Here is a 17,242-nt window from a genome sequence, read left to right on the forward strand (position 1 = left end):
TGACTCCTTATTGGTTCGTTAAGAATTGATGACGCCTTCACGCTGTTTGGCGCAGTAGAAAATGCAGATCAGCCCGGTGGCCAGCAGGCACGAGGCCAGGAAAAACAGCCCCGGCGCGCTGCTGCCGGTCAGATCGTTCAGCACGCCCACCGCATAGGGGGCGACAAAACCGCCGATATTGCCGATGCAGCTGACCACCGCCAGCCCGGCGGCCGCAGCCGCGCCGGTGGAGATATTGGCGGGCATGGATAAAAACGGCGGCACGGCGGTGTAGATACCGATGGCGGCGATGCACAGGAACGACAGCGCGACGAGCGGGTCGTATTTAAAAAACGTCACCGCCCCCATCAGGCCGATGGCGGCAACCACCATGCTGAGGCCGGCAAATACGCCGAGCTTTTTGGTTTTGCTGGCCCACAGGCTCCACGGATAGACCAGCAGCGCGGCCAGGCCGTAGGGAATGAGCGCCAGTAGGCTGACGCGGAAGATATCGCCGCCGGAGAGGGCGCTGATGATCGACGGCAGCCAGGTGCCGAAGCCATAAATGCCGCACACCATGCCGAAGTTGAGCAGCGCGTAGAGCAGGTATTTCTTGTTTTTAATCCCCTTCAGGAAGTCAGCCAGCGTGATTTTAGAGCCGGATTTGGAGCGGCCGGCGTTGCTCATCAGCCAGGCTTTTTCCTCCACGTTCAGATAGCCGACGTCTTTGGGGGAGTTCTTGATCAGGAACGGGATCAGCAGGCCGATGACGATCGGCGGTAGCCCTTCGAGGATAAACAGCAGCTGCCAGGGGGCGAACCCGAACCAGTCATGCTGAATATTGAGAATAAAGCCGGAAATCGGCGAGCCGACCGCGTTGGACAGCGGCTGGACGATGATAAACATGCCGAGAATTTTGGTGCGGTATTTCTCCGGAAAGAAAACCGTGAAGTAATACACCACCGAGGGAAAGAAACCGGCTTCGCACACACCCAGCATAAAACGGCAAATATACAGCTCCAGCGGCGTGCGCACAAAACCGAGCAGGGTCGCGAAGATGCCCCAGGAAATTAATATTCTGGCGAACCAGATGCGCGGGCCAAATTTAATAGTGCCGGCGTTGCTGGGTATTTCAAACAGGAAATAACCGATAAAGAAAATCCCGGAGGCGAAGCCGAAAGCCGAGGCGGTCAATCCCAGATTATCTTCCAGCGCTTTGGCGGCGTAGGCCATATTGTTGCGGTCGAGAAAGGCCAGGAAATACAATAAGATCATGAGGGGGACAATATGCAGCGTCAATTTCCTGATGGCGCTGCGTTCAATATCCGTTGGCATTGTTTTTTTCATCATGGTTTTTCCCATGTGGTTAATCGGAATAATAGCGGCCCAGCCCAAAGTCATGAGCGGCGTGCTGAATAACGACGTTGCGTGCATAAAAGCGTCGCGCCGTTTATTTATTGCGACGATTCTATTTTTTCTGCTTTTAGCTGCGACGATCCGGACGATGCCGGCTGCGCATCGTCTGGGAAAGTCGTTTTTTACCGTATTAACCGGCGGCTTTGACCGAGCGCCGGCTGATGACCGACGGCGGGAAGAGAAACTCGCCGGGCGGTTGCAAATCATTGTTGATACGGCCGATCAGGCGTTCGACCATCAGCTGCGCCATCTCCGCCAGCGGTGGGCCAATCGACGTCAACCCCGGTTCGGCCAGGCCGGCCAGCGCGATATTATCGATGCCGATCACCGAGATGTCTGCGGGCACCTGGATGCCGGCGGCACGCAGGCCCACCATCAGCCCGATGCCCAGCGCATCGTTAATCGCCACGATGCCGTCCGGGCGCGGCGCCAACGCGAGAACGCGCGGCGCCAGCGTCAGCCCCAATTCGAACATTTCCGTGTCGCCGTAGGCGCTGTTGGCTTTGCCTTCGATCACCCGTTGGCGTTCGCTCAGGCTGTGCCCCAGCACGCTCAGAAAACCGTCGATCTTGTGGCTGCGCCCGACGGTCAGCGTCGCTTCGGTGGCGAACACGATGTGTCGGCAGCCGCGCTCGAGCAGGTGCTGCGCGGCCAGGCGCCCGGCGGCGATATTGTCCATCGACACGCTGTCGAACAGTCGGGTATCGGTGGCCATCGGCTCGGCGAACGGGCTGTCGTAGCTGACAATCTTCATGCCTCGCTCGGCGGCCCGAACAAAATGAGTCTGGCGAATGTCGCTCGCCGCTACGATGATGCCGCGCACGCCGTGCAGGAACATATCGTCGATAAACGCGGCTTCTTCCTGTTCCTGGCGGTAGGCGTTGCCGAGCAAAACGCGGTAACGGTGAACCCGCGCCGCGCCGTCGACCGCATGCGCCAGCGCCGAAAAGCTCGGGTTGACGATCGACGGCAGCAGCAGGCCGATGATCTTCGCCTGCGGCGCGGGCACCGCCGCTCGGGCCGGCCGGTATCCCAGGGTTTCCATCGCCCGTTCGATGCGCTCACGGGTCTGCGCGCTCATCTGGTGGCTGCGATTGTTCAGCAGGTTCGACACGCTGCTGATGGACACGCCGGCCAACCGCGCCACATCACGAATATTTGCCATTTGCCGATACCTTGCTGCCTGCCGTTAGCCTGCAATCTATAAGGGAAGCCGGCCGCAGGCAAGCTGGAACCGGGGCGCTGCGCGCATGGGATTGCGCATTTGTGAGAATCGTCAGGCGGCAGCCGTGTTGTTTACTAAACAACACAGGGGGAGAGGGGCAATGTGTTAACGCAGATGAGTGAGATCTGCGAAGCACCTCTCGTTTATCGCCCTTCGGGGCGGCGGGTTCTGTACTATTGTTTTCTCTTTGCGGCACGTTCCAGGCCGATGGGGCGCTGGGCGCAACGGAGAGAACAGATGAACAAACGGGAATTAGAAAGCGCGATTGTCACCGATTTTTCCAAACGCATGAGCTATGGCGACTACCTGTGCCTGGACTCGCTGCTGGACTGCCAGCACCCACTCTCCAACCCGCCGCATCATGACGAAATGCTGTTCGTGATACAGCACCAAACCTCCGAACTGTGGATGAAGCTGATGCTGCACGAGCTGCAGGCGGCGGTGCGGCTGGTGCAGCAGGACAAACTCAGCCACTGTTTCAAAATCCTCGCGCGCGTCAAACAGATCCAGCGGCTGCTGTTCGAACAGTGGGCGGTGCTGGAAACGCTAACGCCGTCGGAGTACGTCGAGTTTCGCGACGTGCTGGGCAGCTCATCGGGCTTCCAGTCGCACCAATACCGGTCGATCGAGTTCCTGCTCGGCAACAAGAATGCGGCGATGCTGGCGGTGTTTAGCAGCGATGCGGAAAAGCACGCCGCGCTGAAGGCGATCCTCGAAGCGCCGAGCCTGTACGACGAATACTTGCTGTACCTGGCACGCCACGGCCTGCCGATCCCGCAGGAGTGCCTCGAGCGTGACTGGACGCAGCCCTACCAGCGCAACCCGGATCTGCTGCCGGCGTTCAAAGTGATCTACGACAACCCGCAGACCTACTGGGAAGCCTATGAAATGGCGGAGAAGCTGGTGGATATCGAGGAGAGTTTCCATCTGTGGCGTTTCCGCCATATGAAAACGGTGGAGCGGATCATTGGCTTTAAGTCAGGTACCGGCGGTTCCAGCGGCGTCAGCTTCCTGAAAAAGGCGTTGGATCTGACCTTTTTCCCCGAGCTGCTGGACGTGCGCACCGAAATCGGCGCCTGAAATAACGTGGGAGGATAAGGGCGATGAGCGTGAGGATTATCGATAAAGCGGCGGAGACGGTGGTGGGAGTGAGAGTCGTGGGGCCGTATCCGCAGACCATCCCGCAGGGCTCGCAGCAACTGCTGGCATGGCGGAAACACCACGGCGTGCCGTTTGGCAAATGGCTGGTGCTGTATTGGGACGATCCGGCGGAAGTGGCGCCGGAAAAGCTGCGTGCCGACGTAGTGATAAGCGTGGCGGACGATTTCGCGCTGCCGGCGGGCAGCGAGGGCGTGACCGTGCAGACGCTGCCCGCCGGGCAGTATGCGGTCTACCACGTGCGCATCAGCGATGGCGATTTCGAGCGGGTGTGGGGCGAGTTCTATCAGAAGCTGCTGCCGGCCAGCGGCTACCAGCCGGTTGAGGGGGTGAGCTATGAACACTATCTCAACGACTGCGAGGCCGACGGCTATTTCGACCTCGAGATTTACCAGACGGTGAAGAAGTGGTGAGGGGGCTAACGGCGCGGTAGCATATCAAAAGGCTCTTTGGGAGCCTTTTGATGGGATATTTAAAGATTCATTTAAAAGAGGAACAGTCATAAGATAATTATTCCATGTCTATATCATAGAATGTATATTTAAGGTTTTTTATAAAATCTATTGTTTGCAGTAAGCGAACGTCTATCTTTTGATATGCCAAACAATCCTTCTCTAACTGGTTTATTATGGATAAACATCTTTCATCTTGCTCGTCCATGGCATCATAAAAATATTGGTTGCACAAATCTAGCATTCTTAAGAATAACGAATCGGAAATTGTCTCATCTGATGGTGGTGTTTCCCCTGGGATATGATGGGTCGCACTGAGCAATAAAAACCCATGATGCGAAAAATCACAGCCCGACAAGAAATAAAGACCCTCTTTGATTGGTGTCTTATAAACGATGGCCGATGTATCCGATGCGACAATTAAAATGTTCTCTTTGGATTGGAAAACTGCTTCGTCTTGAATAGTGACGTGAGATACGAAGCTATCGATACATTCTGATAATTTTATTTCTCGTAATGAGTCAACATCAAGGGCATGACGCTCGCTTGATGCTTTAAAAAAAGAAGGAACGCTCAACAACAAAAAAGAAAACTCGTTTGTTTTCTTGTTGATTAAAAACCAGTCAAGGGAGTCCATTTCACTAAAATTACTGCTTCCAAAGAAATTACTGATATCATTTTCTAACTCATAGATATCACTGTACTGGCTTTTCATTGATATATTAAAGTTGGCGATATCCCAGGAAATATTCATCATCTGTTACCTCAGAGTGTTATAAAGATTTCAGTGGGGTCGCCTCTAAGAGAGCGCTAGTGAAAAATGAAACCCAGCAACTTTATCTTATATCTTGCTGGTTGTGATTCACCCGTCGCCGTGATTATTGTTATTCTGTTTTTGTGCATTTCCGACTCTACATTCTGAATGTAGATATCCAGATTTTCATTTTTATATGAAGATATTGGGTCATATGGGTACTCTATGACTTTTATCCCGCTTATTTTTTCTGCGATCGCCTTCCTGATGTTTTCATCTATATCCCATATGGGTATCGCAGAGCTGTTATCATAAAGTACTTTTTCGTTAGAGTTAGGGATGGATACTTCTTTTTTAAATAAACGAAACTGCTCTTCGTTACCATCAAATAGTTGCCTGTTTGATGGGGTAATGACAATTTTCTCTTTGTTCATAATATTTAAATAGATCTAGTGAATAAATGATTCATGCCTTTATTGATTGTTAGTGTGCGAAGTGAAGATGTAGTTATTTGCGATATTCGAGGGGGGGGGTGAAAAATCACACACACTCTGCATTATGGAATGAGTGTGTGAATTTTTATATAATAATGTGGATGAGTTTCCTCTTTTTTAATAAATTATGTTATTCCTTTTGCAATATTTTCGCCATTCATCCTCAGTATGAAATGCACTGCGATAGTTGCACACTATTGTTCCCGTTAAATTATGTGGGTCATAAGCAGCGTCAATATGCCCCCATGAACCACTAACTGGAAGTTGTATATGAGTTTTTTCATAAAACCATGTTCGAAGATTTTTGGTAATAGCACCTTCTACTTTTTTTTGTATTCCCATCATGAGTTTTTCAGGCGCAAAACGCCAACTGCAAAGCACTGCATCTGTAATGAAGGCCCCGGAGAAGTCGGCAATTATATATATATCGCCGGCTTTTTCTTTTTTTGTACTGATTATTGTTCTGTATGATGTAGTCCTACCATCTGACTTTTCTGGCCAACCCTCCCACAATCTGGAGCCTTTTATTAGCATTTCTCGGGTTGTCGCTGTACCTAGCGTTATTCCCGCGAGTTCTAGTGTTCCGTCATAAGTATCTAGTTGCATTTTACAATCCAATTTCAAAAGGCTTATCAATTGGCTCAAGAACAGTTTTATAGTTAGAAAGGAAAAATTGAGTTCCTCCGCCTTCGCCGAATCTCGTTGGGTCTTGAGATATCGCTTTACCTGTTCCTGCAATCGTTTCTCTTTTTACTCTATATGCTTGTATTTTAGATCTATAACCAAATTTTTCATGTGGAAGCACCTGCAAACTTTCCCATAGCTTGGCTCTACTGCCACCTGCAGCATCTAGCGTCGCCTTGTTGAAGTAAAAACCAGATTGCCCTGGAGCGCCGCCATAAACAATGTCACCTTCTTTCAACATGATATTTGACCAAGAGTCTCGTCCTTTGTAGATACCTCGACCTTGCCATTGTCGACCAAAAGCTGCCTGATTATGATCGTTGGCTTTGGTTGCTGCGCATCGTGGCTTCCATCCCCAAGGATCCACCCAACCCAGCGGATTCGGCGCGTATTGGTACAGGTTGATCCCGCCGGCCAAACCTATCGGATCGTGCTGGGTAAATCTGCCGATATCCGGATCGTAATAGCGGAACAAATTGTAGTGCAATCCCGTTTCCCGATCCAGGTATTGCCCCTGTAGGCGCAGGTTTTGGGAGTAATCCAGATCTTGCTGATTTTCCTCATACTTTATGCGGCCCCAGGCGCTGCTGTGGCTCTGCCAGCGCAGCGTTCCGTCGCTGTCGGTCAGGCTTTCCGGTTCGCCGTTCGACGCCGTGTGGAAGTAAAATACTTGGGCCGGCGCGTGGCCGTCGATGCGCGCCAAAGGTTCATAGCTGCCCTGATCGGCATAGACATAGGTGAGGGGCATGCCGTCGCGAGTTTCCTGCAGCAGCCGGAAACCTTCCCACAAAAACGTGGTGGTTTGGCATTTGCCGGCCGGTTGGCGCAGATCCTGACTTTGCTGCCACACCCGCTTTTGCGTGCGCCGCCCGAGCGGATCATAGTGGAACTGCACATGCTGCTGGGCTTCGCTGCGATGCTGGCTGTAGCGCACCACCTCGCAGAGGCGATGATCGGCGTCGTAGAGATATTGCCAACGGTAGTGGCCTTTGCGTTTTTCCACCGTGCGGCCAAAGACATCGTACCGGTAATCAATTCCCTGATAATGCAGTACGCGGTTGTGCCGCTGGCGGAATTGCCCCTCATCCAGCAGGTTGGATGCCGGATCGTACCGGTAGCGCTCGGTATCCGGCAGCGTGCCGTCCCGGTTCAGTAATCGACCGGTGGCATCGTACTGATAACGCTGGTAGGAGAACGGGTTGGCGTTGTGTTCTTCGCGCGTCAGGTTGTTTTGATAGTCGTAGGACCACTGGCGCGAGCTGCTGGCCGGCGCCGGGCGCTGGCGGTTGTCATTGAAGATCTCCCGCCGGTCTTTGCGCCCCAGCCGATCATAATGCACTCGGCTGGTCAGGCGACCCTGCGTACGGCTCAGCTCGCGGTGCAGATTGTCACGCTCGAACTCGCTGAGGGTGATATCGTCCAGCGCCAGCTGCAGCAGGTGGCCGCTGCCATAGTACAGCGCGCGCAGCGCGCGTCCGTCGGGCAAGGTGGTTTGCGTGCGGTTACCCATCGGATCGTAATCATAGCGCAGCGTACCGTTGGCACCTTGTTCACGGGTTACCCGCCCCAGCAAGTCATAGTCAAAACTGACCTCGCTCTGAGCCGTTGTCGGCTCGTCATGCCATGCGTTGCCGCGGTCACTGGCGGCATGCAGCAGTTGGCCGATCGGGCTGTAGCGGTAGCGGGTTTCTCCATCGGGCGTTTGTTTGCTCACCAGTTGGCCGGCGGCGTCATGGCTGAAATAGTGCGAGAAGGCGGCGGAGGTATTGGCGGCGAAGCGGCGCTCGACGACCCGGCGGCATTCGTCGTAACGATAGCGGGTGCTGACGCCGTCCAACCCGATTTCTTCCTGCAACAGATTGCAGGCCGTCCAATGGAACAGGTAACTTTCGGCATTCTCGTTGCGCAGCGCCGTTAATCTGCCGCGGGCGTCGTAGTGGCGCACCACCTCGCCATCGAGCGGATTGCGCGTGGCCAGCAGGCGGCCGGCTGCGTCATAGCGATAATGCGTCAGGCGCCCATCGGCCCCCTGATAGCGATCCAGCTGGCCCTGCGCGTTCCAGCTCAGCGTCTCTTGCCAGCCCTCGGCGCGCTGCAGCTGTGTCAGGCGGCCGGCGGCATCGTAGCGGTAATGGACGCGTTCGCCGGCGGCGTCGGTCACCTCGCTGAGCCAGCCTTGAGCCGTATATTTGTAGAGGGTTTGTTTGCCGGAGCAATCGCGGGAGCGCAATAATTGCCCGTGCTCATCATAAGCGAAATGGCTGATGCCGCCGTTGGCGTCGACGGCTTGCACCACCTGGCCATAGCCATCGCGCAGGTAGCGCTGGGTATGGCCGAGCGCATCGATCTCGGCAATCAAGGCATGGCGCTCGTCGTAGTAGAAATGCTGTGTGGCGCCGTTGGGCTCCTTGACGCTGATCGGCAGTGCGCGCTGCGGTAGCCAACCGGTGAGGCGGATATGGCCGAGCGGATCCTCTTCCTCGACCAGATTACCGGCTTCATCGTAGCGGAAATGCCAGCCGTGGCCGAGCGGATCGCGCGTGGCGATCAGCATGTCTTCGTCATTCCATTGGTAATGCCAGACCTCACCACGCTCGTCGGTATATTCGACGATCAGCCGTTGGGCGTTCCAGCGGTGCTGGTGCCGCAAGCCGTCATTCTCGGTGACCGTCGTTAACCCGGCGGCCAAATCGTAGTCGATTGTACAGCCGCCGCCGGCGCTGTCGCGGTGTTCCACCACGCGCCAGTCGTCGAACATCGCCCAGTGATACTCGAAGCTGGGCCCACCGGCCTGTTGGTGGCGGGTCAGCAGGTGTTGGGCGTTATAGTGAAATTCGCGTGTGACCAGGCCGCCGGCGTCGATCACCTGATGCAGATCGCCGCCGTCGTCATAACGGTAGCGCACGCGTGGTTCGTCGTTATGCCGCAAGGCGGTGACGCGATCGTCGAAGCGCGGATCGCCGTATTCCAGCCGCAATGTCATGGTGCCGGCGCTGTCGACGATGTGGCTCAGGCGCTGTCGTTCGTCGTAGTTCAGCAGCAGCGCATTATCGTACTCATCGCTCAACGACACCAGCCTCAGGCGGGAAGGGGTCTGCGGCAGCGGCACGAACAGCCGCCAGACGCTGCCGTCGGTGTCGGCGATCAGCAGCTGTCCCTCTTCACCGCGGCGGAACATCAGCCCTTCACCGGCGCTGAAGCTCGGCTGGTTCACCTCAGGCAGCGGGAAGCGTAGCTCACGACCGGTTTCATCATGCAGGCAACACTCAATGACGCCGTCCCGGTCGTTAAGATCGACCCAAATTTCAAAAGGCGTGCGCCAGCCGTGGCCAAACAGTCCCTGATAGCCATTGCGGCTGTTGTAATTGCGCTGCCAGATCAGCGGAAAGCGCGCCGGCAGCAACAGGTCCAGATCTTCTTCGTCGTTCAATACCTTGGCGCCGGTGGCGGCATGCACCGGGTTAAAGGCGGCGTGGATCGCTTCGCCGAGGGCGTTAACGCCCGCCGCCGCCAGACCGCCGCCGATCATGCAAGGCAGGTTCTTAACCAGCTTGGCCGGATTACCGAGCAGCAGCGGCAGCACGGTCAGCGCCAAACCGATACCCGGCAGCTTGCCGCTCTTGATGTCGCGTACCACCACCGTGCCGCCGCCGATCTGCACATTTTTGGAGACGTCGGTCGAGACTTTCGCCTCGCAGGTTGAACGGTCATTGCTGCGTACGGCCGGTTGGCCGTTGATAAATACTTTACTGGAGCCTTCCGCCAGGTATTGCGGAAGCGGGTGTTTGTCGCAGCTGATTTTATCTTCTTCCAGCGGTTGGCTGGGCTGGCTGGGGCCGGCGACGCCGGGCTGCCATAGCTGCGAGAGGATATTACCGCCGGCGGCCAGCAGCTCGGCGCCATAATCCCAGAAGCTTTGCGGCGGCTGTGGCGCCGGTAACGCTTTGATCTCTGCGGGCGTGAGTAAACGACCTGCGGCGCGTGCCGCCGGTTTGGCGTTGGTGAAGACGTTGGGGGAGCCCGTGAGAATGACGCCGGAGACGGAAGGCGGGAAGAGCCAGTTGGCCACGGCGTCGCAGCCGTTGCTGATATGTTCTCCGACGCCGGTCAGGCTGGTGGCAAAACCGACGATCAGCCCGGCGCCGACGCAGCCGGAGGCCGCCGTCGCCGCTGCGCCGAGCACCGCCACCCCTGCCAATGCCGGCGCTGCGGCGGCGGCTGCTGCGGACACGGCGGCGGTCGCCACCGCATACACCGCGACTTCGGCGACGGCGCTGGCGATGTCCGCCAACGCGCTGGTGTGGATCAGTTCATCATCCTTTCTTGCTGCCCAGATCTCAGCCATGGCTATTGTTCACTGTGTTCGGTCAAGACCAGCGACGCTTTCACCTGCTGCCAGTGAGCGTCATCCTCGGGGGTGAAGGGGCGCATGGCGGCATAGGTGACGATCAGTAACGTCTGGCTCTCGTCCGGCTGCACCGCCAACTGATGCTGATGATGGTGGTGTCCGGCGCGGATAAAGCGACTGGTGACTTCAATCGCCTTGAGATGACCCTGCGGCCCGGCGCTGATGCGCCGGCGCGGCGACTGTTGCAAATCGCTGATCTGTGGCAGCAGTGCTTGCCACTGCTTCTCGAATTCGTCCTCCAGCGTGGCACCTTGCGGAATGATGCCGCGGGTGATGACCAGCGAGGCGCCGGTTTGCGGGTTTTTGAGAATATTGACCGTGCAGTCCTGCCAGGCGATGGCGGGGAGGGTGAAATGGCCTTCCTGGAAAAGGTAATCCATGGATGTCCTTGCAAGTAATCAGGGGAAAGGACGCGGCGCAGGGCCGCGTCGGCATCAGGATTTCGGGAACAGCTGATCGACGGCGCTCTGGATTGCCGCCTGATGGCCACCGCCCGGTGCGGCGGTGCGCGCGGCGCCGCCAGGCTGGTTGAGATCCAGCTGGCCGCCGGTATTGATCTCTCCGTCCTCTTTCACCGTGATATTGAAGCTGGTGCCGGTGATGTTGATTTGGCCGTTCGCCAGCAGCTCGATCACGCTTTCGCCGCACTCGAGCCGCAGCGATTCGCCGGAGCCGAGGGTAAAGGCGTTAACCACGGCGTCGCTGCGCGTTTTGCCGGTCAGCGCGGAGGATTCGCCTTTGACGCCGGTTGCCTGATTGAGCACCACCCGTTTGATCTGGTTGCCGCCCACCAGATGCGTGTGGTCGTTAGCGATGGTGTGGCTTTCATCGTTTTTCACCTGGGTGTCCATGTTGCGCTCCGCCTGGATCCACACCTGTTCGGCGCCGGCCTTGTCTTCGAAACGCAGGGCGTTGGCGTTGTCGGCGGTGCCGTCCTTGGTGCGGCTCATAAAGCCCATCTGGGTGGCGGCGGCCGGCAGCGCCCAAGGCGGCATGCTGGCTTCGTTATAGACGCGCCCGGTGACGATCGGCCGATCCGGATCGCCGTTGATAAAGTCCACCACCACTTCGTCGTTCACGCGCGGGATCTGCACGCCGCCGTAGCCTTGGCCGGCCCAGGCGCTGGAGACGCGCACCCAGCAGGAGCTGCCGTCGTCTTTCGGCCCGAAGCGATCCCAGTGGAACTTCACCTTGATACGGCCGTATTTGTCGGTCCAAATCGATTCGCCGGCCGGGCCGACCACCCGGGCGGTCTGCGGCCCGTGGGTTTTCGGCCAGGTGGCCTGCTGCGGCGGGTGCCAGGGCACGTCCGCCGGTAGCACGATGAAGTCGATACGGTGTTCGCTGCTCTGATCGTCGCCGCTGGCATAGCGGTTCTCTTTCAGATGGTAGTTGGCCTGCAGCGTCAGGTACTCGCGGTTGTCGTCGGCGTGCGGGGCGTTATACAGCGTAAAGGTGCTGCCGGGAGCAATGCCCAGCGCGGTGGCGGTACCGCGGATCTGCTGATGTTCGGCCTGCCAGGCCTCCTGGCGCACGCGGGCGTAGAACTCCCCCTGCTGATGCTCGGTGTAGCGGCCCGGCCAGTCGTAAACGTCGATCTGCCCCGGCGTCGGCGAGACCGGGTTTTGCCGTGCCTGGAACAGCCAGGCGTTCGGCTTGCGGAAATCGTAGTCGTCCAGGCTGTAGATACCCGGCGTGACGCGATCGGACAACGTCCACTGGCTGATGCCTTCCTCGCTGGTGCTGCCGCCGGACGGCGTCAGGTGGTAGGGGATCATCTCATAGCCGGGATAGGGCTGGTGGTGGTGGGGGGCGTCCCCGAGCACCAGCGTGTGTTTGCCCATCTCGTGTTTGAAATAGTAATAGATGCCCTCCAGCTCCATCAGGCGGCTGATGAAGTTGAAACTGCTTTCGTTGTACTGCACGCAGTAGCCCCACAGGCGATAGTCACCGGTCAGCTGATCTTCCAGCTGCACGTTGTGCTCCGCCAGCAGAGTCTTGACGATCTGCGGCACCGTCTGTTCCTGGAAGATGCGGAAGTTGCGGTCCTTGGTCATCGGCCAGAGATCCGGCTGCACGTGCAGGTTATACACCGCGTAGCGCGTGCCGCCGATCTCTTCGCTGCTGACGGCGATGGCGGTGATCTTGCCGTTCAGGTAGCGCGGGGCGCTGAGGAAGCCCTGGGTTGGGATCTCCAGCGTCAGCGGTTGGCCGAGCAGCGCTTTGCGATCGAGCCGCGCGTCGGTGCTCAGCAATTCAATAGAGAAGTCAAAAGGGGTGGAAAGCGCTTCGATACCGTCCAGTGAGCGGAACAACAGTTGCTCCTGGCCCAACGGCGTGTGCGCAATAATGCGGTCCAACATGAGAACGTCCTCTGTGATTGACGTCATGCCCTGCATACTCCGGCGTTGCAGCGGCCTTGCCGCGCGGCCAATGAGGATGGGCAGTGGTGCGTCAGTCTCATGAAATAGGGAAACCCCGCCGAGGCGGAGTTTCAGAACGGGATTAACCGGCGGTGGCCGGATTGACCAGCCAGGTGCCGGCGGTGTCGATGCTGAGTTGCTGCCGGCGGAGTCGATCGTCGTGGCGGATTTCCAGCTGATAGCGGCCCGGCGCCAGGTTCAGGCTGGCGAAGCCGTTTGCGCCCGGCGTCACCTGCTGCGGCTTGCCGTCGAGGCTGACCTGTTCGCCCGGTTGCAGTTTGAAGTACACCAACGCCACCGGCTGCGGTGGCGGTGCCACCTTTTCAGGTTCCGCGGCTGTAGGCTGCGCGGTTTGTGGCGCGCTCGGCTGCTCCGTCAGGGTTTTCTGCGCCGGCGACGCCTCAGTGTTTTGGGCCACGGCCTGGGTATCGTCCTCGCCGCCGCTCAGCCAGGCGACGGCACCGATCACCAGCAGCGCCGCGACGCCGGCGCCGGCCATCATCGGCCGCGAGAATTGGGTGCTGCGCGCGGTAACGGCGCCGGCGGCGGCCGCAGCGGCAGCCGGGTTGGCGGCGACCAGCAGGTTCTCCGGCGCAGCCGCAGGGGTGCTGATGATTTCGTTCTCATCGGCGATTGGCAGATGCAGCAGCTCGGCCATTTCATCGATGGTCTGCGGGCGGTCTTCCGGCTTCAGCGCCAGCGCGCGATCGACGGTGCGCAGCAGCTCCGGCGAGTAACCGGCGGGGCGGCGCTCGGCCAGCGGCTGGTAGCTGTCTTCGATGCTGCGCACCACGCTGACCGGCGGCGGCGAACCGACGATCAGCGTGTGCAGCACGGCGCCCAGCGCGTAGATATCGGTCCAGGGCCCCTGTTCGCCGTCGCTGTTCTCGGTGTACTGCTCGATAGGCGCGAAGCCCGGTTTGAGCATGATCTCCGTTTCGTCTGACAGGTTGCCGATCTCTTTACGCGCCGATCCGAAGTCCAGCAGCACCGGCAGCTGGCTTTCCTGGATCTGGATGTTATCCAGCGAAATGTCGCGGTGCAGATAGCCTTCCTGGTGGATGGTGTTGATGGCGCTGAACAGCGGCGGCAGCAGCCGCCGGATCCACGCCTCGTCGATTTTCTCCGGTTGCTGCGCCTGCAGGTTCTTCAGCGTGGTGCCGCTGTAAAACTGGGTGCCCATGTACGCGGTGCCGTTCTCTTCCCAGAAGCGCAGTACGTGCAACAGGCCGGGGTGTGAGAAACGCGCCAGCAGGCGCGCCTCCTGAATAAAGCTGTTCAACCCGGCCTGGAAGGTTTTGCCGAAGCGCTCGCCGCGCAGCCCGATGCTGAGATCGTCGTTGCGTTTCGCCAGCGAGGTTGGCATGTACTCCTTGATGGCGATGGTGCGTTCCAGTTGGTGATCGTAGGCGCGGTAGACGATGCCGAAGCCGCCTTCGCCGATCGCTTCCTGGATCTCGAATTCATTGAATCGATAGCCGCTCGGCAGGCTGTTCGAATTCGGTTTGGTTATCCCGGTTCCCGACATAGTGATGACTCTCTGTGTTCAAAGGGCCGCCGTCTCGGCGGCCGCGGCGTTATGCCTGAAATTGACAAATGAATTCGTGGTTCTGCAGCGCGATATGCAGCTGGCGATAGCGCTGGTCGTTGGCGCTGCCGGTCAGCAGGGTGTGGCTGATCTGCGGCAGCAGGGTGTTGGTCAGGATGGCGTCGACCATGCGGCCACCGGACTCCACCTCGGTGCAGCGGCTGACGATCTGCTCGATGACCGCGTCGTCGAAGGTGCAGACGATGTCGTGATTCTCCGCCAGGCGACGCTGGATGCGCCCCAGCTGCAGGCGCACGATGTTGCCCAGCGTGGCGTCGGTCAGCGGGTAATACGGCACCACCAGCAGGCGGCCGAGCAAGGCGGCCGGGAACACCGACAGCAGCGGCTGGCGCAGCGCGCCGCTCAGCGCCTCCGGTTCCGGCAGCAGCTCCGGATCGCTGCACAGCCCGGCGATCAGATCGGTGCCGACGTTGGAGGTCAGGATGATGATGGTGTTGCGGAAATCGATATGGCGGCCTTCGCCGTCCTCCATCCAGCCCTTGTCGAACACCTGGAAGAAGATTTCATGCACGTCCGGGTGCGCCTTCTCGATTTCGTCCAGCAGCACCACGCTGTAAGGACGGCGGCGCACAGCCTCGGTCAGCACGCCGCCTTCGCCGTAGCCGACATAGCCGGGGGGCGCGCCTTTGAGCGTCGAAACGGTGTGCGACTCCTGGAACTCGCTCATGTTGATGGTGATGACGTTCTGCTCGCCGCCGTACAGGGTTTCCGCCAGCGCCAGCGCGGTTTCGGTCTTGCCGACGCCGGACGGCCCGGCCAGCAGGAACACCCCGACCGGCTTGTTCGGATCGTCCAGCCGCGCCCGCGAAGTGCGCACCCGGCGAGCGATCAGATCCAGCGCATGGCGTTGGCCGATCACGCGCTGGTTCAGGGTGTCGGAGAGTTGCAGCACCGCCTCAATCTCGTTTTTCACCATGCGGCCCAGCGGGATGCCGGTCCAGTCGGCCACTACCGCCGCCACGATGTTGGCGTCGACGGCGGCGAAGATCAGCGGCGCTTCGCCCTGCAGCGCGCCCAGCTGCTGCTGCAGTTCGCCCAGCTGGGCGCGCAGCGCGTCTGCGTCAGGGGTCGCCTGCGTTTCTTCGCCGGTAGGCTCCGCTTCCTGCTGGTGCAACTGGGCGCGTAGTGTGATGATCTCTTGGATCAGCGCCAGCTCCTGCTGCCAGCGGTCGGTCAGCTGTTCCAGCTCCTGGCGCAGCGCGGCCAGCTGAGTTTCAATCTCCTGCGGGCGCTGGGGATCGCCGATGCCGACCTTGGCCTCGCGGCGGGCGATATCCAACTCTATCTGCAGCGCATCGATGCGGTGGCGGCAGTCTTCGACCTGGGCAGGCTCGGCATGTTGGCTGACCGCCACGCGCGCGCAGGCGGTATCCAACAGCGCCACCGCTTTGTCCGGCAGCTGGCGGGCAGGAATATAGCGATGCGACAGCCGCACTGCAGCGTCCACCGCTTCATCCAGCAGCAGCACGCGGTGGTGTTGTTCCAGCGGGCTGACGGTGCTGCGCAGCATCAGCAGCGCTTTGTCTTCGCTCGGCTCCTGTACCTGGACCACCTGGAAACGTCGGGTGAGCGCCGGGTCTTTCTCGATGTATTTCTTGTATTCCGACCAGGTGGTGGCGCCGATAGTGCGCAGCTGGCCGCGCGCCAGCGCCGGTTTCAGCAGGTTGGCGGCGTCGCCGGTGCCCTGGGCGCCGCCGGCGCCGATCAGGGTGTGAATTTCGTCGATAAACAGAATGATCGGCGTCGGGCTGGACTGCACTTCGTCGATCACCGCCTGCAGCCGTTTTTCAAACTCGCCTTTGACGCCGGCGCCGGCCTGCAGCATGCCGATGTCCAGCAGGCACAGTTTCACGTCGCGCAGCTGCGGCGGCACGTCACCGGCCACGATGCGCAATGCCAGGCCTTCCACCACCGCGGTTTTCCCGACGCCGGCCTCGCCGGTCAGCAGCGGGTTGTTCTGGCGGCGGCGCATCAGGATATCGATGATTTGCCGGATCTCCTCATCGCGGCCGGCTACCGGGTCTATCTCGCCGTTGCGCGCTCTGGCGGTCAGATCCTGAGCATACTGCGCCAGCACGCTTTCACCGCTGCGCGGTGCGCCGGATACGTTATCGGCGCCGCTTTCCGCCGGCGCATCCAGGGTATTTTCCGCCGAGTGGGCAGTGATGGCGGCGAACTGCTCCATCAACAGATCGGCGTTGATGCGCTCGAACTGCGGGGAAATGGCCTTCAGCAGATGGCGCAGGCTGTAGGTTTTCAGGATACCGAGCAGCAGGTGGCCGCCGCGGATGCGCGCCGCGCCGAATTTCAATGAGCCATAGACCCAGGCGCGTTCTACCGCGCTGTCGATGTGCTCGGACAGATCGGAGATGGCGCTGGCGCCGCGCGGCAAGCGATCGAGCGCCTCGACGATGTCGCGCGTCAACTGCGCCTCGTCCAGCGCGAAGTGGCGGACGATCTGCTGCAGATCGCCGTCCGGCGATTGCATCAGCTGATGCAGCCAGTGCGCCAGTTCGACGTAGGGGTTACCGCGCAGCTTGCAAAACGCCGTCGCACTTTCCAGAGAGGTGAATAACAGGCTATCCAGTTTGCCAAATAATACCGAGCGGCTGATTTCAGACATGGTTTTCCTCAGGTCTC

At 59.1% G+C, this 17,242-nt stretch carries 12 protein-coding genes; 2 read left to right on the forward strand and 10 right to left on the reverse strand.

What is annotated here, in order from left to right:
- Positions 1-18: 18 nt before the first annotated feature.
- Both ACJ8J5_RS02810 and ACJ8J5_RS02815 read right to left on the reverse strand, forming a co-directional pair.
- Complete coding sequence (locus tag ACJ8J5_RS02810; RefSeq protein ID WP_016927236.1) at positions 19-1,254, reverse strand: MFS transporter; 1,236 nt, start codon at positions 1,252-1,254, stop codon at positions 19-21.
- 271 nt (positions 1,255-1,525) lie between these two features.
- A complete protein-coding gene (locus ACJ8J5_RS02815) occupies positions 1,526-2,560 on the reverse strand; it encodes a LacI family DNA-binding transcriptional regulator (RefSeq protein WP_148123538.1) in 1,035 nt (344 codons plus the stop codon).
- A gap of 297 nt (positions 2,561-2,857) precedes the next feature.
- On the opposite strand from ACJ8J5_RS02815, the gene kynA reads away from it, so the two are divergent.
- Entirely contained in the window at positions 2,858-3,700 is an 843-nt protein-coding gene (gene kynA / locus ACJ8J5_RS02820; protein ID WP_025303311.1) for a tryptophan 2,3-dioxygenase, read from the forward strand.
- A 23-nt stretch (positions 3,701-3,723) separates the two neighbouring features.
- Positions 3,724-4,191, forward strand: coding sequence for a DNA gyrase inhibitor SbmC (gene sbmC, locus ACJ8J5_RS02825; protein WP_273830658.1), 468 nt, complete (start codon positions 3,724-3,726; stop codon positions 4,189-4,191).
- Positions 4,192-4,288: 97 nt separating this feature from the next.
- Here sbmC and ACJ8J5_RS02830 read toward each other — a convergent pair whose 3' ends face one another.
- From ACJ8J5_RS02830 to tssH, 8 genes are all read right to left on the reverse strand, one after another.
- A complete protein-coding gene (locus tag ACJ8J5_RS02830; RefSeq protein WP_147823937.1) occupies positions 4,289-4,987 on the reverse strand; it encodes a hypothetical protein in 699 nt (232 codons plus the stop codon).
- Between the two features lie 53 nt (positions 4,988-5,040).
- Entirely contained in the window at positions 5,041-5,418 is a 378-nt protein-coding gene (locus tag ACJ8J5_RS02835; protein ID WP_342095530.1) for a hypothetical protein, read from the reverse strand.
- 177 nt (positions 5,419-5,595) lie between these two features.
- Positions 5,596-6,084 carry a hypothetical protein gene (locus ACJ8J5_RS02840; RefSeq protein ID WP_071826121.1) on the reverse strand — a complete coding sequence of 163 codons (489 nt, stop codon included), beginning with the start codon at positions 6,082-6,084 and terminating at the stop codon, positions 5,596-5,598.
- Between the two features lies 1 nt (position 6,085).
- Positions 6,086-10,507 carry an RHS repeat-associated core domain-containing protein gene (locus tag ACJ8J5_RS02845; protein WP_273830332.1) on the reverse strand — a complete coding sequence of 1,474 codons (4,422 nt, stop codon included), beginning with the start codon at positions 10,505-10,507 and terminating at the stop codon, positions 6,086-6,088.
- 2 nt (positions 10,508-10,509) lie between these two features.
- Positions 10,510-10,950: a DcrB-related protein gene (locus ACJ8J5_RS02850; protein ID WP_025303306.1), complete on the reverse strand. Its 441-nt coding sequence runs from the start codon at positions 10,948-10,950 to the stop codon at positions 10,510-10,512.
- Between the two features lie 54 nt (positions 10,951-11,004).
- Positions 11,005-12,933: a type VI secretion system Vgr family protein gene (locus ACJ8J5_RS02855; RefSeq protein ID WP_025303305.1), complete on the reverse strand. Its 1,929-nt coding sequence runs from the start codon at positions 12,931-12,933 to the stop codon at positions 11,005-11,007.
- Positions 12,934-13,075: 142 nt separating this feature from the next.
- Entirely contained in the window at positions 13,076-14,521 is a 1,446-nt protein-coding gene (locus ACJ8J5_RS02860) for a serine/threonine protein kinase (RefSeq protein WP_414104406.1), read from the reverse strand.
- A 49-nt stretch (positions 14,522-14,570) separates the two neighbouring features.
- A complete protein-coding gene (tssH, locus tag ACJ8J5_RS02865) occupies positions 14,571-17,225 on the reverse strand; it encodes a type VI secretion system ATPase TssH (protein ID WP_399610681.1) in 2,655 nt (884 codons plus the stop codon).
- Positions 17,226-17,242 lie beyond the last annotated feature (17 nt).

It is taken from the genome of Serratia sp. CY43202 (assembly GCF_052168755.1).
GTDB classification, from domain to species: Bacteria; Pseudomonadota; Gammaproteobacteria; order Enterobacterales; family Enterobacteriaceae; genus Serratia; species Serratia bockelmannii.

What these genes read in the sequence shown, in the direction of transcription:
- ACJ8J5_RS02810 (WP_016927236.1), bottom strand. Translation starts at nt 1,254, where the DNA reads ATGATCTTATTGTATTTCCTGGCCTTTCTCGACCGCAACAATATGGCC.
- ACJ8J5_RS02815 (WP_148123538.1), bottom strand. Translation starts at nt 2,560, where the DNA reads ATGGCAAATATTCGTGATGTGGCGCGGTTGGCCGGCGTGTCCATCAGC.
- kynA (WP_025303311.1), top strand. Translation starts at nt 2,858, where the DNA reads ATGAACAAACGGGAATTAGAAAGCGCGATTGTCACCGATTTTTCCAAA.
- sbmC (WP_273830658.1), top strand. Translation starts at nt 3,724, where the DNA reads ATGAGCGTGAGGATTATCGATAAAGCGGCGGAGACGGTGGTGGGAGTG.
- ACJ8J5_RS02830 (WP_147823937.1), bottom strand. Translation starts at nt 4,987, where the DNA reads ATGATGAATATTTCCTGGGATATCGCCAACTTTAATATATCAATGAAA.
- ACJ8J5_RS02835 (WP_342095530.1), bottom strand. Translation starts at nt 5,418, where the DNA reads ATGAACAAAGAGAAAATTGTCATTACCCCATCAAACAGGCAACTATTT.
- ACJ8J5_RS02840 (WP_071826121.1), bottom strand. Translation starts at nt 6,084, where the DNA reads ATGCAACTAGATACTTATGACGGAACACTAGAACTCGCGGGAATAACG.
- ACJ8J5_RS02845 (WP_273830332.1), bottom strand. Translation starts at nt 10,507, where the DNA reads ATGGCTGAGATCTGGGCAGCAAGAAAGGATGATGAACTGATCCACACC.
- ACJ8J5_RS02850 (WP_025303306.1), bottom strand. Translation starts at nt 10,950, where the DNA reads ATGGATTACCTTTTCCAGGAAGGCCATTTCACCCTCCCCGCCATCGCC.
- ACJ8J5_RS02855 (WP_025303305.1), bottom strand. Translation starts at nt 12,933, where the DNA reads ATGTTGGACCGCATTATTGCGCACACGCCGTTGGGCCAGGAGCAACTG.
- ACJ8J5_RS02860 (WP_414104406.1), bottom strand. Translation starts at nt 14,521, where the DNA reads ATGTCGGGAACCGGGATAACCAAACCGAATTCGAACAGCCTGCCGAGC.
- tssH (WP_399610681.1), bottom strand. Translation starts at nt 17,225, where the DNA reads ATGTCTGAAATCAGCCGCTCGGTATTATTTGGCAAACTGGATAGCCTG.